Here is a 16,134-nt window from a genome sequence, read left to right as displayed (position 1 = left end):
CACAGCGGAACCGGTTGTTGGGGCCGTCACCCTGCCACACACCTCATCAAAGCGCGCGGAAGCGCATAATTTAACAGCGGTTCGCGAAAGGAAAATCACTCGGGCAGATCGAACACCTGCCCCGGATAGATCAAATCCGGGTCGCGGATGCGATCGCGATTGGCCTCAAAGACGCGCACATAATCGCGCCCCTCGCCATATCGATCTGTGGAAATCTCCCACAGGGTATGCCCCGGTTGCACCGTGACTGACCGCAAGGGCCCCGCCGCCCCCGAGGCAGCACTGGCCAAAAGCTCTGCGCTTTCGCGCAGGAACGGGCTTTCGACACGGGCAATCACCGCGCCGCTGTCATCGATCTGATCCACCCGCAACGTATAGGTGCCGGTATCCACCTGCGGCAGCTCCACCCGCCAACGCCCATCCTCGCGGATACGCGAGGTGGTGATCGGTGTGTTGTCCAGATAGACGCGGACAGAGGCGGTTTTCTTACCCCGCCCCGCCAAAAGCACTTCACCCTCATCATCATAGCTGATGGAATCCAAGGCCACTTCGCCGGGGGAGACCGGCGCGGTCTGCAATACTTCGACGCCACGGGGACTGGCCAGCAAGACCGTGGGCGGCAAAAGCGGGGCTGGCTCTTCGGTTTCTTCCGGCTCTTCGCGCACAATGTCAGATGGTGCATCTACCGCTACCGGTTTCGGCTCGGCCAGAGGTGCGACTTCGCTCGGCAAGGCCGGGGCCTGAGGCTCTTTGCTATCCGCCTCTGGTGCCGGTGGCTCAGCAACCGCCACTTGCTCAGCCTCTTTGCTCTCTTCTGGTTGCTCCGCTGGATCAACAACTGGCACCGCGGCACCCGCGCTTTCGAACACCGTGTCATCCAGCGCTGCCGTTTCCACAGGCGTGTCCTTTGGCGTATCTGCCGCTGGTTCCGGATCCTTGATGGCCATCACCGGAACGGCTGGTGTGACGATCACTTGCTCTTCGGACACCACACTGCCCTCGGGCGTTTCATTGCGTAATGTCAGGACCGAGCTGACCCCGGCAGCAGGCAGATCAACGAAGGACACGAACTTGCCATCACTGCCGACATCGACGGTTTCAGCGGCTTCGCCATTGACGATGATTTCCAGCTGCGTACCCGGTTCCGCTTCACCGGCGACCAAGGTGCTGCCATCGGTTTCAGCGCGGACGATGTCAAAACGCGGTGCGGGAACGGGGTTTGGCGTTGCCACCGGCTCATCCGTTTCGGCCAGTTCGGGGGTAATGTCGGATGTCGGTGCTGGCGCAGCCTCTTCTGCATCCTCCGGGGCGGTTTCTGGTTCGGCGGCCTTAGCGGCTTCGACCACCGGATCATCCTCGCTTACCTCTGGGGCCTGCGCCACCTCCGGTGCGTCCTGCGGATCCGGGGTTTCAATTTCGGTAAGCTCCGCATCAACCTCGGGTGCATCCTCTGCAACCTCAGCGACCGGAGGCGTCCCGGGCTCGGTTTCCGGCTCTGGCGTAACCACGGCCTCTTGAACCGGCTCCTCGGCGGGCTCCGCCGGGGCGATCGGGGCAGCGGGTTCCGCAATCAGGTTCGCCTCGGCCCCCTGTGCTGGGGCTTGCCCGGGCTTGGGCGCATCCACTTCAACCTCGGGCGCGGCAGCCGCAGGTTGCGGCGCATCAGACGGGGCAGATCCTGGAAGCTCGATCACGCCGGTGACAACGGCGACAGCTACGGCAGCAGCACCTCCTGTGCCGGCAATGGCCGAATAAAGTGCAAGTTTGCTCATGGCAGCCTTTCTTCTGTCCCAGCTTCCCCAAGAGCCCCCAAGCTCCAACCCGAAAAAACTGAGCGGTTGAGCGTGTATAGCTTACGCGGTATCAGCGGTCAAAACACCTTTTCACCAAGTCTTGCGGAGTGTTTCATGCCCCCCACATCCATTTGTGTCTATTGCGGCTCCCGTTCAGGGAATGACCCCGACTATACCACCCAGGCCGACCTGTTGGGTCAGGCCATCGCCAAGTCCGGATGGCGGCTGGTCTATGGGGCTGGTGATGTCGGGCTGATGGGCACCGTGGCCCGTGCGGCGCAGAAAGCGCAGGGAGACACCTTTGGCGTCATCCCGCAGCATCTGGTGGATTGGGAGGTCGGTAAGACCGATCTGACGACCTATGTGGTCACCGAAACCATGCATGAGCGCAAAAAGGTCATGCTGATGAATGCCGACGCGGTCGTGGTCATGCCGGGCGGTGCAGGGTCTATGGATGAATTCTTTGAGGTGCTGACATGGCGGCAATTGGGGCTGCATGACAAACCGATCATCCTGATGGATGTAAACGGCTATTGGGGGCCGCTGACCGCTTTGTTGCAGCATATTGTTGATCAAGGGTTCGCGAATGCATCGGTGTTGGATTTCATCCAGACAGCTGACAATGCTGCGAACACGGTGGCGCTTTTGCAAAAGTCGCTGGGTTAATCTGAGCCAACACATCGTGAGAAACGAAAAGAGCCTGTCAGGACAGTCCCGACAGGCTCAAACTTGTGTTGCGCGCCCAATCAGGCACGCAGGTCGCTATCGGTGGTTAGCCCAGACGCGACGCCACGTTTTCCCAGTTCACCAGGTTGTCCAGGAAGTTGGCCAGGTAGGCCGGACGCTTGTTGCGGAAGTCGATGTAGTAGGAATGTTCCCAAACATCGCAGCCCAGCAGCGCGGTCTGACCAAAGCAAAGCGGGTTCACGCCGTTTTCGGTCTTGGTCACTTTCAGACCACCATCCGCGTCTTTGACCAACCAGCACCAGCCAGAGCCAAACTGACCCGCGCCAGCCGCCGAGAATTGATCTTTGAACGCTTCGACGGTGCCGAAGCTGTCTTTGATCGCCGCTTCCAGCTCGCCCGGCATCTTGTTTTCGCCAGGGCCCATCATTTCCCAGAACTGCATGTGGTTCCAGTGCTGGGACGCGTTGTTAAAGATACCGTTTTGCGCGACAGCGCCCGCATCATAGGTGCCGGTGATGATGTCCTCGAGGGATTTACCTTCCCACTCGGTCCCTTCGATCAGCTTGTTGCCATTCACGACATAGGCATTGTGGTGAATGTCGTGGTGGTACTCCATGGTCTCCTGGCTCATCCCCTTTGAGGCGAGAGCGTCGTGAGCATATGGAAGATCTGGAAGTTCAAAAGCCATAGCGCTAATCCTTGTCCGCAGCAGTTGTTCTGTGTCCATACCTGTCGCTTTGACCCGCCAAGGTCAAGGCCAAGACCCGACTCATTTCAAAGCTTTGACCTCGCAAGTGCCGCGCCCGTTAAAGCGATTGGTATAGTTCAGAGGTTTCGCAGAAATCGAAAGCGTTCCGTCTTTTTTGTAATAGGTCGCGCGGTAGGACACTCTTGCAAACTGACCACTCGAGGTTTTGACCTTCAAACGCCATGTAAAGGTCGTACGCTTGTCGTTGTCCACGCTCAATTTGCCGCCGACTGGCTGACTATCGTTATAGTGTAGGATAATCGGGTCAGAAACGACAACGACGTCCTCGTCTGGATCATGCCCGATAAAAAGAACTTCAGGGAGCCAATAGCCTTGGCTTCGAACGTCTTTCACTTTGCATTCATAGGCTGTTCCTTTGGCCATAACAGGCGTTGACAGCAAACCCAGACTTGCAAGCAAAATTCCGGAAATAATCTTTTTCATAACCCACTCCAAATAGTTGTAATCTTTGAATTACAAACATTCGGAGTGGGGAACAAGTCAATTCTGGGCCGCACCCAAAATCAACCTTTGATTGCTAGATAAAACCGACTGAGGAACCCGGTTGCGCAGCAGTCTTGAGCAGATTGAACATGTATTCCCCAACCGACCGGAAGCACACGATTTGCGCCTTGTCTTCGCTGCTGAGCCAGAAAGCCCCCGCAACCTGTGCCAGACGTGTGCGACGTAGATCACCGACTGCGAATGCCTCGGGCGACATGTCAACCGGGGCCAGTTTCGCCAGCACTTCGCGAAGGTCGCCGCCAACCAGTTCAAAACAGGCCCGCGCATCTGACACATTGGCCACCAAAGCGTGTTGGTCCGCCAAGGCGTCACGCAGTTTTGCCTCTAGGATCGGTGCCTCAGCATAGGTGCAAAGAACCATCAACTCGTCCGGCGACATCCAGAGAATGCTGCGTTCGGCCCCCGTCGATACCTGCCTTTGGCCGGGCATGTCAGCCTCAACCAACCCTGTGACAGCCGACACAAAGGCCGGATCGGCGAAATCGCCGCGCAGGGTGATCATCCCCTGCGCACGCATTTCTTCGACACGGGTGATGCCTTCAAAGCTGGCACCGTTCAGGGACGTTGCGATATCAGACATTCTGTTTCTCCCCATCCGGGTCAAAGAAGACCGGGCTGACAATTTTTGCGCCGATCATGGTTTCACCATCCACGGCGGCGAATTCGATCACCTCGCCCATGCGGTCCGGGCCGTTCAAAACCAGCCCCATTGCAATCCCCTTGTTCAAGGTCGGAGAATGATAGGTCGAGGTCACGCGCCCTTGGGTGTTGCGTTGGCCATTGGCATTCTTGCCCTCAGCAACCGCATAGGCCCCATCCGGCAGGGTGGACCCGTCCACGGTTTCCAGCCCAACCAGTTTCCAGCGCTTGGGATCAGTCATATGGCTGCGCTGCTGCGCGCGTTTGCCAAGGAAATCCTCTTTCTTCTTGGAAATCGCCCAGTTCAGCCCCAGATCCTGCGGGATCACGGTGCCGTCGGTTTCATCGCCAATCATGATAAAGCCCTTTTCGGCGCGCATGATATGCAAACATTCGGTGCCATAAGGCGTGACGTTCCACTCTGCCCCAGCCTCAAGCAGTTTGTCCCAAAAGGCACGGCCCAGATTGGCAGGCACGGCGATTTCATAAGACAATTCACCCGAGAAAGAGATGCGATAGGCCCGAACCGGGAAGCCACCCAGTTCACCATCGCGCCACTCCATAAAGGGCAGCGCCTCCTTCGAGACATCCATGCCGCCCAGCTTTTCCAGCAATTTGCGCGCATTGGGGCCGACCACCGCGACCTGAGCCAATTGCTCGGTGATGTTGGCGGTATAGACCTTCCAATCCCACCATTCGGTTTGCAGCCATTCCTCAATATGGGCATGGATACGATCCGCGCCGCCGGTGGTGGTGTGGCACAGCCAGGTGTCTTCGTCGATACGTGCAACAACGCCGTCATCGGTGAGAAAGCCGTTTTCGGTGCACATCAACCCGTAGCGGCATTTGCCGATTTTCAGGTTGGACATCATGTTGGTATACATCATGTCCATGAATTTGCCGGCATCCGGGCCCTTGACGATGATCTTGCCCAGAGTTGAGGCATCGAGCAGGCCGAGGCTATTGCGGGTGGCGAGCACCTCACGATGCACGGCCTCTTTGACGCTTTCACCGGATTTGACAAACGCATATGGGCGGCGCCAATGACCGACAGGTTCAAAATGCGCGCCATTGGCTTCGTGCCAGGCATGCATTGGGGTCTTGCGGATCGGCTGAAAGATCTCTCCGCGTGCCTCACCTGCAATCGCGCCCATGGAAATCGGCGTGTAAGGAGGGCGGAATGTGGTGGTTCCGACCTGCGGAATATCCTCACCCAATGCATTAGAAAGCGTCGCAAGGCCGTTGATATTACTCAACTTACCTTGATCCGTCGCCATGCCCAGTGTGGTGTAGCGTTTGGTATGCTCAACACTCTCATAGCCCTCTTGCGCCGCCAATTGCACGTCTGAGACTTTGACGTCGTTCTGGAAATCCAGCCAGGATTTCAGGCGCAAGCCATAATGCGCGCCCTGTGGCATTTGCCAGATCGGCTCGATCGGGGTTTCTGGCTCTTCAGCGGCTTGTGGTGCGACTGCGGCCACCTCGAAACCAGCCGCCGCAGCTGCTGCCTGACCAACCGCAGTCGCGTCTTGCAGCCCGGCATTCAGGCCAAGCTCACCATTGGCGCTGCCTGCAACGCGCACCATCGCCTCGCCATCATCGCCTTTTGGGGGGCGGCTGGCATCCGGGCGGAAGAAGGCTTGGGTGTCGTCCCAGTTCAGCTTGCCGCCGCAATGGGACCACAGATGCACAACCGGCGACCAGCCACCGGACATGGCCACCGCCTCGCAAGGGATGGACCATAGAACCGCGCCTTCACCCGCTTGCTTGCAGATATCGACCGAGGTGACGCGCTTTTTGCCATGCACTTTGGCGATACCGCAGCCTGTTTCGACGCGAATGCCCAGGGCCTTGGCCTGCTCCATCAGAGCGCCGCCGCCAAATTCGCGCGCATCGACAATAACAGGCACATCCAAGCCCGCCTCATTTAGTGCAATCGCGGTGCGATAGGCGTCGTCATTATTGGTGACCACAACGGTGCGATCCCCGATTGAGACACCGTGATTGACCACATAGTCGCGTACTGCCGCTGCCAGCATGACGCCAGGAATGTCATTGCCCGCAAAGCTGAGCGGGCGCTCGATTGCACCGGTTGCGGTCACAATTTGCTTGGCGCGGATGCGCCAGAGACGGTGACGCGGGCCTGCCACTTTGGGTGCGTGATCGGTCAGACGCTCATAGCCAAGCGCATAGCCGTGATCATAGACACCCGCGCCCATCATACGATTGCGCAGAGTCACATTCGGCATGTTTTCAAGCGCTTCCAGCGTGTCTTTGATCCAATCAACCGCTGGTTTCCCGTCGATGGAGCCGCCATCAACCAGGCTACGCCCCCCCCAATCGGCGGTTTGTTCGATCAGCAGAACCTTGGCACCGGAGTCAGCCGCAGTCTTGGCCGCTTGCAAACCGGCGACACCGCCACCGATGACCAACACGTCCACAAACGCATAGAAATGTTCATAGGTGTCCGGGTCACGGGTTTCAGCATCCGGCGCTTTGCCAAGACCGGCGGATTGGCGGATGAAGGGTTCGTAGACATGTTTCCAGAAAGCGCGCGGATACATGAACATCTTGTAATAGAAACCAGCGGTCAGCAGACGCGAGGCATAGGAGTTCACCGCCCCAATGTCGAAATCGAGGCTGGGCCAAACGTTTTGCGGCGTCGCGGTCAGACCTTCGAACAGCTCGGTCGTGGTGGCGCGCTGGTTGGGCTCGTGGGTAACACCGCTGCCCAAGTTGACCAGCGCATTGGGCTCTTCGGCACCCGAGGCGACGATGCCGCGCGGACGGTGATATTTGAAGCTGCGCCCGACCAGCATCTGGTCATTGGCCAGCAGCGCCGAGGCCAGAGTATCCCCCTGATACCCGGTGAAGGATTTCCCGTTGAAGGAGAACTTCACGGTTTTGGAGCGGTCGATCAGGCGACCTCCTTTGGCGAGACGGGTGCTCATGAGTTCAGACCTTTCGCTTGAGGCGCGAACTGGGGGCTGTCTGCCCCCAGACCCCCGAGAATATTTTTGCCAAGAAGAAACAGCAGCGTCACGATTGATCCCTCCAGCTCCAGCCAGGGTGGCGGGCAGAGATTTTGTCTTTGATCTCTTGCGGGGGTTCGGTGGTTTGGGCGCTATAGGTGCCAAAGACCTCGAGCGTGGTGGTTGAGCGGGCGGCGTGAAACCACTTACCGCAACCATTGCTGTGACGCCAGCGTTCGAAATGCACGCCCATGGGGTTTTCCCGGGTAAAGAGGTAGCCCTCGAACTCATCATCAGAGGAGCCGGGACCATAGCGTTTCAGATGCGCCTCACCACCGGCGGTGAGTTCGGTTTCCTCGGCTTTGACGCCGCAATAGGGGCATTCAAGGATTAGCATTTATTTCCCCAGTCTTCTTTTTGCTATGGCTTTTTCGCCTTCAGTGAACAGCCCTTGCCATTCTGGCTCCAACACTAGGGCCTCAACGGTCAAATCCAGCCGTTGTTTTTCCCAAAGAACTGCAAAACCATCTGAAACCCCAGGTTGTGCAAGGAGAAACCGAGCGGTTTCTATCCCGCCTCTTTCATGAACCATTTGGAGGTATCGCGAAGCCTGGTATCCGGTTTCTTCTTTGGCTCGAAAATAAATATTCTCCATTGCGGAACCAAATCGCTTTTCAATCGAATCGGCCATCAGTGAGCAACCCCCGCCGCCACGCTTTCATCGATAAAGCGGCCTTCGGTAAAGCGGTTCAGGCCGAATTCATCCGTCAGCGGAGATTGCCCACGCGCCATGAGTTCAGCAAAGCCCCAGCCTGAGCCCGGGATCGCTTTGAACCCGCCGGTGCCCCAGCCGCAATTGACGAAACAGCCTTCGAGCGGGGCTTTGGACAGGATCGGCGAGCGGTCGCCGGTGACATCCACAATCCCGCCCCAATGGCGCAGCATTTTCAGGCGGGAGATCATTGGGAACGTCTCGACCAGGGCGCGCACGGTTTCTTCGAGATGATGGAAAGAGCCGCGTTGGGTGTAGCTGTTGAAGGCATCGGTGCCGCCACCAATGACCATCTCGCCTTTGTCGGATTGCGACATATAGCCGTGAACGGTGTTTGCCATCACAACCACATCCATGCAGGGTTTGATCGGCTCTGAGACAAGCGCCTGCAACGGCACGGATTCAAGTGGCAGACGGAAGCCGGCCATATCGGCCAGCGCACCGGAATGACCCGCCACGACAAGGCCAAGCTTTTCGCAGTCAATGTCCCCCTTGGAGGTGGTGACACCTTTGACCTTGCCGCCCTCTTGGCGCACAGCGGTGACTTCACATTTCTGGATGATATCCATGCCCATGGCGCTACAGGCGCGAGCATAACCCCAGGCCACCGCATCATGGCGGGCCGAGCCGCCGCGCGGCTGCCAGAGCGCGCCCAGAACCGGGTAGCGCGGGCCGTTGATGTTCATGATCGGGACAAGCTCCTTGACCCGCTGCGCGGAAATGAACTCCGTCGCGACGCCTTGCAGGGCGTTGGCATGGGCGGTGCGCTGATAGCCGCGCACCTCATGTTCGGTCTGCGCCAGCATCATGACGCCGCGCGGGCTGAACATGACATTGTAGTTCAGGTCCTGGCTCATGGTCTCGTAAAGCGAACGGGCCTTTTCATAAATCGCCGCCGACGGATCCTGCAGGTAATTGGAGCGAATGATCGTGGTGTTGCGCCCGGTATTGCCGCCCCCCAGCCAGCCCTTTTCCAGAATGGCGATATTGGTGATGCCGAAATTCTTGCCCAGGTAATAGGCTGTCGCAAGACCGTGCCCCCCTGCCCCGACAATGACAACGTCATAGCGTTTCTTGGGTTGCGCCTTGCGCCAGGCGCGCTGCCAACCGGTATGGTCACGCAGCGCCTCGCGGGCAATGGCAAAGGCAGAGTAACGTTTCAAGGGGGTCTGCATAGGGTTCGAATCCAACAGCTAAGAGTTCCTATTGTGTCATAAATGGTTAGCGCGAGAACTGCGGCCCACAACCGTCATTTTTGGCACAAAGACGACATCGCCTATCCTGTGAGCGCTCACAGGACCAGGATGCGAAAGTTTTTCACGGTTGCGACATCTCTGGTCATTCTTGACTTTTGTCCTTTTTTCTTGGTCGCGCCCTATATAGATCGGGTGTGAACCCATGGAGGCTTATTGATGTTCTGGATCCTCACTGGCGCTTTGGCACTGGTTTTGACGCTGCTCTTGCTCATCGCGTTGTTGCGCGGCAATCGGGATACCGGACCGGCAGAGGCCTTTGATTTGCAGGTCTATCGCGACCAACTGCGCGAGATTGAAAAAGACGCGGCGCGCGGGTCGATCCCCGAGGAAGAGGCCGCACGTCTCAAGGTCGAGATTTCGCGCCGTATTCTGGCGGCGGACGCAGCCGCACAGAAGGGCAGCGAAGAGGCCGGAAAAGCCGGGGCGGCCAGCTATGTCATGGGGGCTCTGGTTGCGGCCACGATCCTGGGCGGCGGCTTTGCGCTTTATATGAAACTGGGTCAGCCCGGCACACCGGATCAGCCGCTGACACAACGTTTGGCCGAGGCGCAGCAATTGCGTGACAACCGCATGTCACAGGAGGAGGCTGAGGCCAAAATCCCGGCACAAGCCCCCGTGCAAGCCCCTGACGAATATATGAAACTGGTGGAACAACTGCGCGAGGCCGTTGAAGAGCGACCAGATGATGTTCGCGGTCTGACGCTTTTGGCTGGCAGCGAGGCCAACCTGGGCAATTACCGCCGGTCTTATGAGTTGCAAAAGCAAATTGCCGAACTGCTGGGCGACAAGGCCGGGGCCAAGACCTTTACCGACATCGCGGATATGATGATCATCGCGGCCGGTGGCTATGTCTCGCCCGAAGCGCAGGTCGAGCTGGAAAAGGCTCTGGCGCTGGATCCCAATGATGGGGTGGCGCGGTTTTATGGCGGCTTGCTGATGGCGCAAACCGGGCGTCCCGATATCGCCTTTCAGATCTGGGATCGTTTGTTGCGCGCCAGCCGCCCCGATGCCCCCTGGGTCGGCCCGATCCGGGCGCAGATCGAAGAACTGGCCTTTCGCGCTGGGGTAACGCGCTACCAACTGCCGCCCCTGCCCGAAAGCCATGACGCGCCCAATGGCCCATCTGCTGATGACGTTGCCGCCGCGGCCGAGATGACGCCGGAAGAACGTCAGCAGATGATCCGCGGCATGGTCGATGGCCTCTCAACCCGTCTCGCCGAAGAAGGCGGCCCAGCCTCGGATTGGGCGCGCTTGATTGGGGCGCTGGCGGTTCTGGGGGAACAGGATCGTGCCAAAGCCATCTATAGTGAGGCGCGCACGGTCTTTGCCGAGAAACCTGAGCTATTGAAACAGATCGACGCCGCCGCAAATCGCGCTGGCCTGACTTCCGAATAAAACCGCCTCCGATCCGCCCCCGGCCCTTTTCAAGCGCCGGGGTGGGCGGGTGGGCGGTGCTTGAAAAGGGCCTGCATGACCATGATCCACGAAGATATCGCCGAGTTTGCCGCCACCCTGCCGCCGATGCGGGCTTTGGCAGGCTTGGATCTGGGGACCAAGACCATTGGTGTGGCCGTCTCCGACAGTCTGCTCAGCTCTGCAACGCCCCTTGAAACCATCAAGCGCAAGAAGTTCACCCAGGATGCCGAGCAATTGCTGGCGATCCTGAAAAACCGCGACATTGCTGGGATTGTGCTGGGCCTGCCGCGCAATATGGACGGGAGCGAAGGTGCGCGCTGCCAATCCACCCGCGCTTTTGCGCGCAATTTCTCGCGTCTTTGGGAAGGGCCCATCACCTTTTGGGACGAACGGCTCAGCACCGTTGCCGCGGAACGCGCGCTTTTAGAGGCAGATACGTCACGAAAACGTCGCTCTGAGGTTATCGACCATGTCGCTGCCTCCTATATCCTGCAAGGAGCGCTGGACAGATTGCGCCATCTCGGAGGCTGACGTGGCAAAGGATCAAGACAAGAACAAGGTTTGGAAACGGGACGAAATCGAAAGCCCGTGTATTCAGATCTGCGTCGTGCACCCCGAAGCCCGCATCTGCACGGGGTGCCTGCGCAGCATTGACGAGATCACGTCCTGGTCAAAGATGAGCCATGAAGAGCGCAGCGACATCATGGCCGCGCTCCCCGAACGAAAATCCCTGCTGACCAAGCGGCGCGGTGGCCGCAAGGCGCGCTTGGCCAAAGGCTGAATTTAGGGCTGCAGATCTGGCTCCCAGCCATCAATGGTGACCGCCACATTGGCCGCGCTGAATCCGCTGGCGACACCGCCATCGATCCGCGCCAAGGTCAGCGTACCACTGCCATGTTCGACCTGAACCAGCACATCACCGGTCAACCCATCAGGGGTGATGATGATATCGCCGCTCGGCTGGCCAGCACCGCCAAATTCGTTATCCCACAAGGTGATTTGCAAAACGTCGGCATCGGCTCCGGTGGTAGCGAAATCGGTGACCCTCATTGTCGCTTCGCCACCCGCTTCACCAAGTTCGAAATAGGTGTTGACGTGGAACACATCCGATCCGGCCCCGCCTGTGGCGATTGAGTTGCCGAAATTGTTGATCAGAATGTCGTCGCCATCGCCGCCGAACAGGGCGTCAGTTCCCAGACCGCCGCGCAAAACATCGTCGCCGGTCCCGCCGGACAGAACGTCATTGCCTTCATCGCCCCAAAGGATGTCATTCCCGCCATTGCCCAGCAGGGTGTCATCGCCCTCGCCACCATGCAGGGTATCCGCCCCCTCTTGGGAGTCTGGGCTTGTGTCTGAGACATCGCCGCTCAGGTGATCATTCCCGGCACCCCCAACAACACTGTCAGCGCCGAGACCACCAATCAATGTATCATCCGCGTGACCGGCTGTCAGAAGGTCGTCGCCTTCGCCACCATCCAAAGTGTCAGAGTTCAGGTCTTCGATATAGTCATTGATAGCCAGGCTATCGTCCCCGGTCCCACCTTGCAGGATATTGAACCCGGCTGCGGCGCGCAGGTCGTCATCCCCATCACCGCCAAACAACACATTGTTGCCGGTTGCACCGTTTACATAGTCATTGCCGTCGCCGCCATCCAACGTGTCACCGCCTTCGCCACCATTCAGTGTGTCGTCTCCGGTCTCGCCAAGCAGGGAATCGTCGCCTTCACTGCCTCTAATAAAGTCGGGGCCAGTGCCACCATAAACCGTGTCATCGCCATCCTGCCCGTCGATCCGGTCATCATTCGAACCGCCATGGATCTCGTCATTGCCATTGCCGCCCAGAAGACGATCTTCGCCAAGGTTGCCATAAATCGTGTCATCACCATCGCCACCGCGAATGGTGTCTGCGCCGCCATTGCCGGTGATGCTATCATCGCCACCCGCTCCATCGACAATATCATCGCCATAAAGCGCCTGAATGGTGTCGTCCCCATCGGTGCCATCAATCGTATCGGCACCGTTGCTCGGCTCAATGGGATCATCAGGTGTGGGTGTATCGCCCGAGCTATCGCCGTCATCATCACTGTCGCCATCGCCATTGCCGATCAGCACTGACATCATCAACAACGGAAAAAGAGCAAGAAACCAAGCCATAGCCACCTCGAAATTAGACATTCTGGTTCTAGAACTCGTTCAACAATAAATCAATTTTTTGATGTGATTGGTCAAAAGTTAACGACAATTGCCCAAGAGAGTGAGGCATTGTTTTCGTCAGCAATAGAAATGCGCCTCATTTCAAAGCGCTAAGTTGGGGTCCCTAAAACGGAACCCCATCAGATTCGAAATACCGTTAGCCCCAAACAGCCTGACGCAGCATATTCAGGCCAACAATCAACAAGAAGATCCCGAAAATCCGCTTCAGGGATTTCGCGGGCAAGGAATGCGCCAAGCGCGCGCCAATTGGTGCGGTGATCAAGGTCATGGATACTGCAATGGCAAAGGCGGGCACGTTGACTGCCCCAATGGTAAAGGGCGGTGCGGCTTCGGTTTTCAAGAACAGAAAGCCAATGACTGACGGCACTGCAATCAACACGCCGAACCCAGCGGCCGTCGCAACGGCGCGATGCATGGGGACATTGAACAAGGTCATCAAAGGCACACCAAAGCTGCCCCCACCAATGCCCATCAGCACCGACATGAACCCGACAGTGGGCGATAAAGCGGCGCGGGTTGCGCCTGTCGGCATGTCTGCCCCAATCCGCCAACTGTCTTTACCGAAGGCCAGATATAGTCCGATCACGCCAGCCAGCAGGCCAAAGATGACTTCCAAAGCGTCTGATTTCAGGCCCGCCGCAACGACCACCCCCAGAATCGCCCCGATCACGATGCCCGGTGCCCAGGACCGCAAAATGCTCCAATCCACGGCCCCGCGTTTGTTATGCGCCTGAACCGAGCGCAAAGAGGTCAGGATGATTGTCCCCAGGGATGTGGCCAGACAGACCTGCATCAGCATGGGGCCGTCATATCCAAGCCAGCTGAAAATATAAAAGAAAACCGGAACCAGAACGATCCCACCACCGACCCCCAAAAGACCAGCCAGGATACCGGCAAAGCCGGACGCAACCAACAACAACACAAGGAGCGGCAAAAGTGTCATAATATCGGGCATCAGGCTGCGGCCTCTTTCATTGCGTTTATGGCGTGCAGGACAATTTCGGGGCCTGCGCCTTCTTTGGTTGCCTCGGTGGACAGAACCTGGCGCCAGCGGCGCGCTCCGGGCTGACCGGCAAACAGGCCCAGCATATGCCTGGTGATCTGATGCAAACGGCCGCCTTTGCTAAGGTGCCGTTCGATATAGGGCAGCATGTCTGCGATCACCTGATCCTGCGTGGTGGCATGATCCAGCCCAAAAATGCGTTGATCTGCCTGGGCAAGCACCTGCCACGGCTGATGGTAGGCCGCGCGCCCAATCATCACCCCATCCAGCCCCTTGTCCAACAAGGCGCAGGCCGTGTCCAAATCCTCAATACCGCCATTGATGGACAAATGAAGCTGAGGAAAGGCTTGTTTCATTTGCAAAACCAGATCGTAATCCAACGGCGGAATATCGCGGTTTTCCTTGGGGCTGAGCCCCTGCAACCAGGCCTTGCGCGCGTGGATCGTCACCCGCTCGCAACCCGCCTTGGCGATGTGCTCCAGAAAATCGGGCAAAACCTCCTGCGGGTTTTGATCATCCACGCCAATGCGGCATTTGACTGTCACCTCGACATCGACCGCCTCTTTCATGGCCGCAACGCAATCACCCACCAATTGCGGGTGTTTCATCAAAACCGCACCAAAGGTGCCGGATTGCACGCGATCTGACGGGCAGCCGCAATTGAGATTGATCTCATCATAGCCGGCTTGCGCCCCCAAGCGCGCCGCCTGCGCCAATTCCTCCGGGTCCGACCCGCCTAGCTGCAAGGCGACCGGGTGCTCTTCGGCATTGAAGTCCAACAGATGAAGAGCCCCACCACGCACCAGCGCCGGTGCCGTCACCATTTCGGTATACAGCAAGGTCTGCGACGAAATCAGCCGGTGGAAAAAGCGACAATTTCTGTCGGTCCAATCCATCATGGGTGCCACGCTTAAACGCGCTGCTTTTTGTGCGTTATTTTTCAAAGCATTAGCTCCATTTCACCTTAGACGTCGCGTAGCACGATTTCCCCTGTTTCCACCGTATTTCAGGGGGTTTTCCGAGGTTTTCGATTCGAGCGTGCTACGGTGTAGCACATCTCAAAGGCGCAGACAGGGGTCCGAAAACGGACCAATCCACTGCCGAGATCCCCCCCTTTTCTTTCCACCAATCGCCGGGCTCAGGGATTCAAACCTCCGATGCGGTTTCTGAATTTTGTGCCCAGGTCATTCATGAAAATTATCAGAGAAGAGAAACTCAAATGAAACGAATGGAAAAGAGCACTCAGGAAATGCTGAGTAAGATGACGTTGGCGAACTCAAGGGCGACCATCATGCCTCCGACACCGCAGGGTAGTGAAACGCTTCGCGTACCTCAGAAGTCATCTTTACAAGCTTCAGCAACAAAAAAAGCTGCCAGCGCGAAGCCAAGCGAACCTGTGAAAGAAGAGGTTTTCAGCGAACCGAATATCAACCGCCGCCCTGTTGGTGACGAGAAGTTCTCCTACACAGTTCAAATTCGGCGGCGAATTGATGGCAAGCAACACAGCCTGAGCAAGACTTTCACTCGGCTCCCTGCGGCCAAGAGTTGGCGTAACAATAGACTGCTGGAAATTGAGGAACGTGGGTTTCCTCTGCATGTAGTCGCAAAAAACAACAATTGCTGATGTCATCAAAGATCGTCTGCAGCGTGGGGCAGAACTTGCCCGAACCGCAGAACATACGCTGAAGTTCATTGCCAACCATGAGTTTGGCCAAACCAAGGTAGGCACACTCACTCGGCAACAGCTGTATGACTTTGCCGACCTTTTATCATCCGAGGAACGAAGCCCGCAAACCGTAGCAGGCTACATGTCCCATCTCGCAAGAACGCTTCACTGGGCGAATGATCGAGGAACAGCCATCCCAGTCGAAGCTGTAACAATCGCGATGCGGACGATGTGGGAAGACGAAGTGCTCGCACGCTCTGAACAGCGTGATCGTAGGCCGGAGGTGTGGTAACTCGATCGCATCCTTACGGCTATTTTCGAGAATAAACGGCAAAAAATTCCCGTGGGCCAAATCCTGGTCTTTGCTCTATTCAGCGCACGTCGCATCAGTGAGATTTGTAATCTCCGATGGGAAGATTTCAGGAAGGAAGAAGCCAAGATCT

16 protein-coding genes are annotated in these 16,134 nt (G+C 57.6%); 5 read left to right on the top strand and 11 right to left on the bottom strand.

The features are described from left to right. Positions 1-95 precede the first annotated feature (95 nt). Complete coding sequence (locus CLV87_RS10220; protein WP_099245003.1) at positions 96-1,772, bottom strand: LysM peptidoglycan-binding domain-containing protein; 1,677 nt, start codon at positions 1,770-1,772, stop codon at positions 96-98. A 135-nt stretch (positions 1,773-1,907) separates the two neighbouring features. Here CLV87_RS10220 and CLV87_RS10215 point away from each other — a divergent pair, with 135 nt between their 5' ends. After that, positions 1,908-2,459 carry an LOG family protein gene (locus CLV87_RS10215; RefSeq protein ID WP_099245002.1) on the top strand — a complete coding sequence of 184 codons (552 nt, stop codon included), beginning with the start codon at positions 1,908-1,910 and terminating at the stop codon, positions 2,457-2,459. A 106-nt stretch (positions 2,460-2,565) separates the two neighbouring features. On the opposite strand, the gene CLV87_RS10210 is transcribed toward CLV87_RS10215, so the two are convergent. The 7 genes from CLV87_RS10210 to CLV87_RS10180 form a co-directional block, all read right to left on the bottom strand. Continuing rightward, positions 2,566-3,168 (bottom strand): superoxide dismutase, encoded by a 603-nt coding sequence (locus CLV87_RS10210; RefSeq protein ID WP_099245000.1) that lies wholly within the window; start codon positions 3,166-3,168, stop codon positions 2,566-2,568. Between the two features lie 81 nt (positions 3,169-3,249). Then, positions 3,250-3,672, bottom strand: a complete 423-nt coding sequence (locus CLV87_RS10205) for a hypothetical protein (RefSeq protein ID WP_099244998.1) — start codon at positions 3,670-3,672, stop codon at positions 3,250-3,252. A gap of 94 nt (positions 3,673-3,766) precedes the next feature. Then, entirely contained in the window at positions 3,767-4,333 is a 567-nt protein-coding gene (locus tag CLV87_RS10200) for a sarcosine oxidase subunit gamma (RefSeq protein ID WP_099244996.1), read from the bottom strand. Further along, positions 4,326-7,343, bottom strand: a complete 3,018-nt coding sequence (locus tag CLV87_RS10195; protein ID WP_099244994.1) for a sarcosine oxidase subunit alpha family protein — start codon at positions 7,341-7,343, stop codon at positions 4,326-4,328. Before CLV87_RS10195 ends, CLV87_RS10200 begins: the two co-directional genes overlap by 8 nt. 88 nt (positions 7,344-7,431) lie before the next feature. Further along, positions 7,432-7,761, bottom strand: coding sequence for a sarcosine oxidase subunit delta (locus CLV87_RS10190; protein ID WP_099244992.1), 330 nt, complete (start codon positions 7,759-7,761; stop codon positions 7,432-7,434). Continuing rightward, a complete protein-coding gene (locus CLV87_RS10185; RefSeq protein ID WP_099244990.1) occupies positions 7,762-8,055 on the bottom strand; it encodes a hypothetical protein in 294 nt (97 codons plus the stop codon). Beyond that, on the bottom strand, positions 8,055-9,299 hold the full coding sequence (locus CLV87_RS10180; RefSeq protein ID WP_099247644.1) for a sarcosine oxidase subunit beta family protein: 1,245 nt from the start codon (positions 9,297-9,299) through the stop codon (positions 8,055-8,057). Before CLV87_RS10180 ends, CLV87_RS10185 begins: the two co-directional genes overlap by 1 nt. Before the next feature lie 249 nt (positions 9,300-9,548). Here CLV87_RS10180 and ccmI point away from each other — a divergent pair, with 249 nt between their 5' ends. The 3 genes from ccmI to CLV87_RS10165 all read left to right on the top strand — a co-directional run bounded on the left by ccmI (position 9,549) and on the right by CLV87_RS10165 (position 11,589). Further along, positions 9,549-10,787, top strand: coding sequence for a c-type cytochrome biogenesis protein CcmI (ccmI, locus tag CLV87_RS10175; RefSeq protein ID WP_099244988.1), 1,239 nt, complete (start codon positions 9,549-9,551; stop codon positions 10,785-10,787). Between the two features lie 81 nt (positions 10,788-10,868). Beyond that, positions 10,869-11,339 carry a Holliday junction resolvase RuvX gene (ruvX, locus tag CLV87_RS10170; RefSeq protein ID WP_099247642.1) on the top strand — a complete coding sequence of 157 codons (471 nt, stop codon included), beginning with the start codon at positions 10,869-10,871 and terminating at the stop codon, positions 11,337-11,339. A gap of 1 nt (position 11,340) precedes the next feature. Beyond that, positions 11,341-11,589, top strand: coding sequence for a DUF1289 domain-containing protein (locus CLV87_RS10165; RefSeq protein WP_235871902.1), 249 nt, complete (start codon positions 11,341-11,343; stop codon positions 11,587-11,589). Between the two features lie 2 nt (positions 11,590-11,591). On the opposite strand, the gene CLV87_RS10160 is transcribed toward CLV87_RS10165, so the two are convergent. The 3 genes from CLV87_RS10160 to dusA all read right to left on the bottom strand — a co-directional run bounded on the left by CLV87_RS10160 (position 11,592) and on the right by dusA (position 14,969). Further along, positions 11,592-12,962, bottom strand: coding sequence for a calcium-binding protein (locus CLV87_RS10160; protein WP_099244984.1), 1,371 nt, complete (start codon positions 12,960-12,962; stop codon positions 11,592-11,594). A 196-nt stretch (positions 12,963-13,158) separates the two neighbouring features. Then, on the bottom strand, positions 13,159-13,977 hold the full coding sequence (locus CLV87_RS10155) for a sulfite exporter TauE/SafE family protein (RefSeq protein ID WP_099244982.1): 819 nt from the start codon (positions 13,975-13,977) through the stop codon (positions 13,159-13,161). After that, positions 13,977-14,969 (bottom strand): tRNA dihydrouridine(20/20a) synthase DusA, encoded by a 993-nt coding sequence (gene dusA, locus CLV87_RS10150; RefSeq protein ID WP_099244980.1) that lies wholly within the window; start codon positions 14,967-14,969, stop codon positions 13,977-13,979. The genes CLV87_RS10155 and dusA overlap by 1 nt, the downstream gene beginning before the upstream one ends. 275 nt (positions 14,970-15,244) lie before the next feature. Here dusA and CLV87_RS10145 point away from each other — a divergent pair, with 275 nt between their 5' ends. Further along, positions 15,245-15,649, top strand: a complete 405-nt coding sequence (locus CLV87_RS10145) for a hypothetical protein (RefSeq protein WP_099244978.1) — start codon at positions 15,245-15,247, stop codon at positions 15,647-15,649. Positions 15,650-16,134: the final 485 nt, after the last annotated feature.

The organism is Pelagimonas phthalicica (assembly GCF_004364805.1).
GTDB classification, from domain to species: Bacteria; Pseudomonadota; Alphaproteobacteria; order Rhodobacterales; family Rhodobacteraceae; genus Pelagimonas; species Pelagimonas phthalicica.
Note: the sequence above shows the minus strand (reverse complement) of the source record. Positions and strands in the feature narration are given on the sequence as shown.

Excerpts from the sequence above, each read along its gene's own strand:
- CLV87_RS10220 (WP_099245003.1), bottom strand. The coding sequence starts at position 1,772 with ATGAGCAAACTTGCACTTTATTCGGCCATTGCCGGCACAGGAGGTGCT.
- CLV87_RS10215 (WP_099245002.1), top strand. The coding sequence starts at position 1,908 with ATGCCCCCCACATCCATTTGTGTCTATTGCGGCTCCCGTTCAGGGAAT.
- CLV87_RS10210 (WP_099245000.1), bottom strand. The coding sequence starts at position 3,168 with ATGGCTTTTGAACTTCCAGATCTTCCATATGCTCACGACGCTCTCGCC.
- CLV87_RS10205 (WP_099244998.1), bottom strand. The coding sequence starts at position 3,672 with ATGAAAAAGATTATTTCCGGAATTTTGCTTGCAAGTCTGGGTTTGCTG.
- CLV87_RS10200 (WP_099244996.1), bottom strand. The coding sequence starts at position 4,333 with ATGTCTGATATCGCAACGTCCCTGAACGGTGCCAGCTTTGAAGGCATC.
- CLV87_RS10195 (WP_099244994.1), bottom strand. The coding sequence starts at position 7,343 with ATGAGCACCCGTCTCGCCAAAGGAGGTCGCCTGATCGACCGCTCCAAA.
- CLV87_RS10190 (WP_099244992.1), bottom strand. The coding sequence starts at position 7,761 with ATGCTAATCCTTGAATGCCCCTATTGCGGCGTCAAAGCCGAGGAAACC.
- CLV87_RS10185 (WP_099244990.1), bottom strand. The coding sequence starts at position 8,055 with ATGGCCGATTCGATTGAAAAGCGATTTGGTTCCGCAATGGAGAATATT.
- ccmI (WP_099244988.1), top strand. The coding sequence starts at position 9,549 with ATGTTCTGGATCCTCACTGGCGCTTTGGCACTGGTTTTGACGCTGCTC.
- ruvX (WP_099247642.1), top strand. The coding sequence starts at position 10,869 with ATGATCCACGAAGATATCGCCGAGTTTGCCGCCACCCTGCCGCCGATG.
- CLV87_RS10160 (WP_099244984.1), bottom strand. The coding sequence starts at position 12,962 with ATGGCTTGGTTTCTTGCTCTTTTTCCGTTGTTGATGATGTCAGTGCTG.
- CLV87_RS10155 (WP_099244982.1), bottom strand. The coding sequence starts at position 13,977 with ATGCCCGATATTATGACACTTTTGCCGCTCCTTGTGTTGTTGTTGGTT.
- CLV87_RS10145 (WP_099244978.1), top strand. The coding sequence starts at position 15,245 with ATGAAACGAATGGAAAAGAGCACTCAGGAAATGCTGAGTAAGATGACG.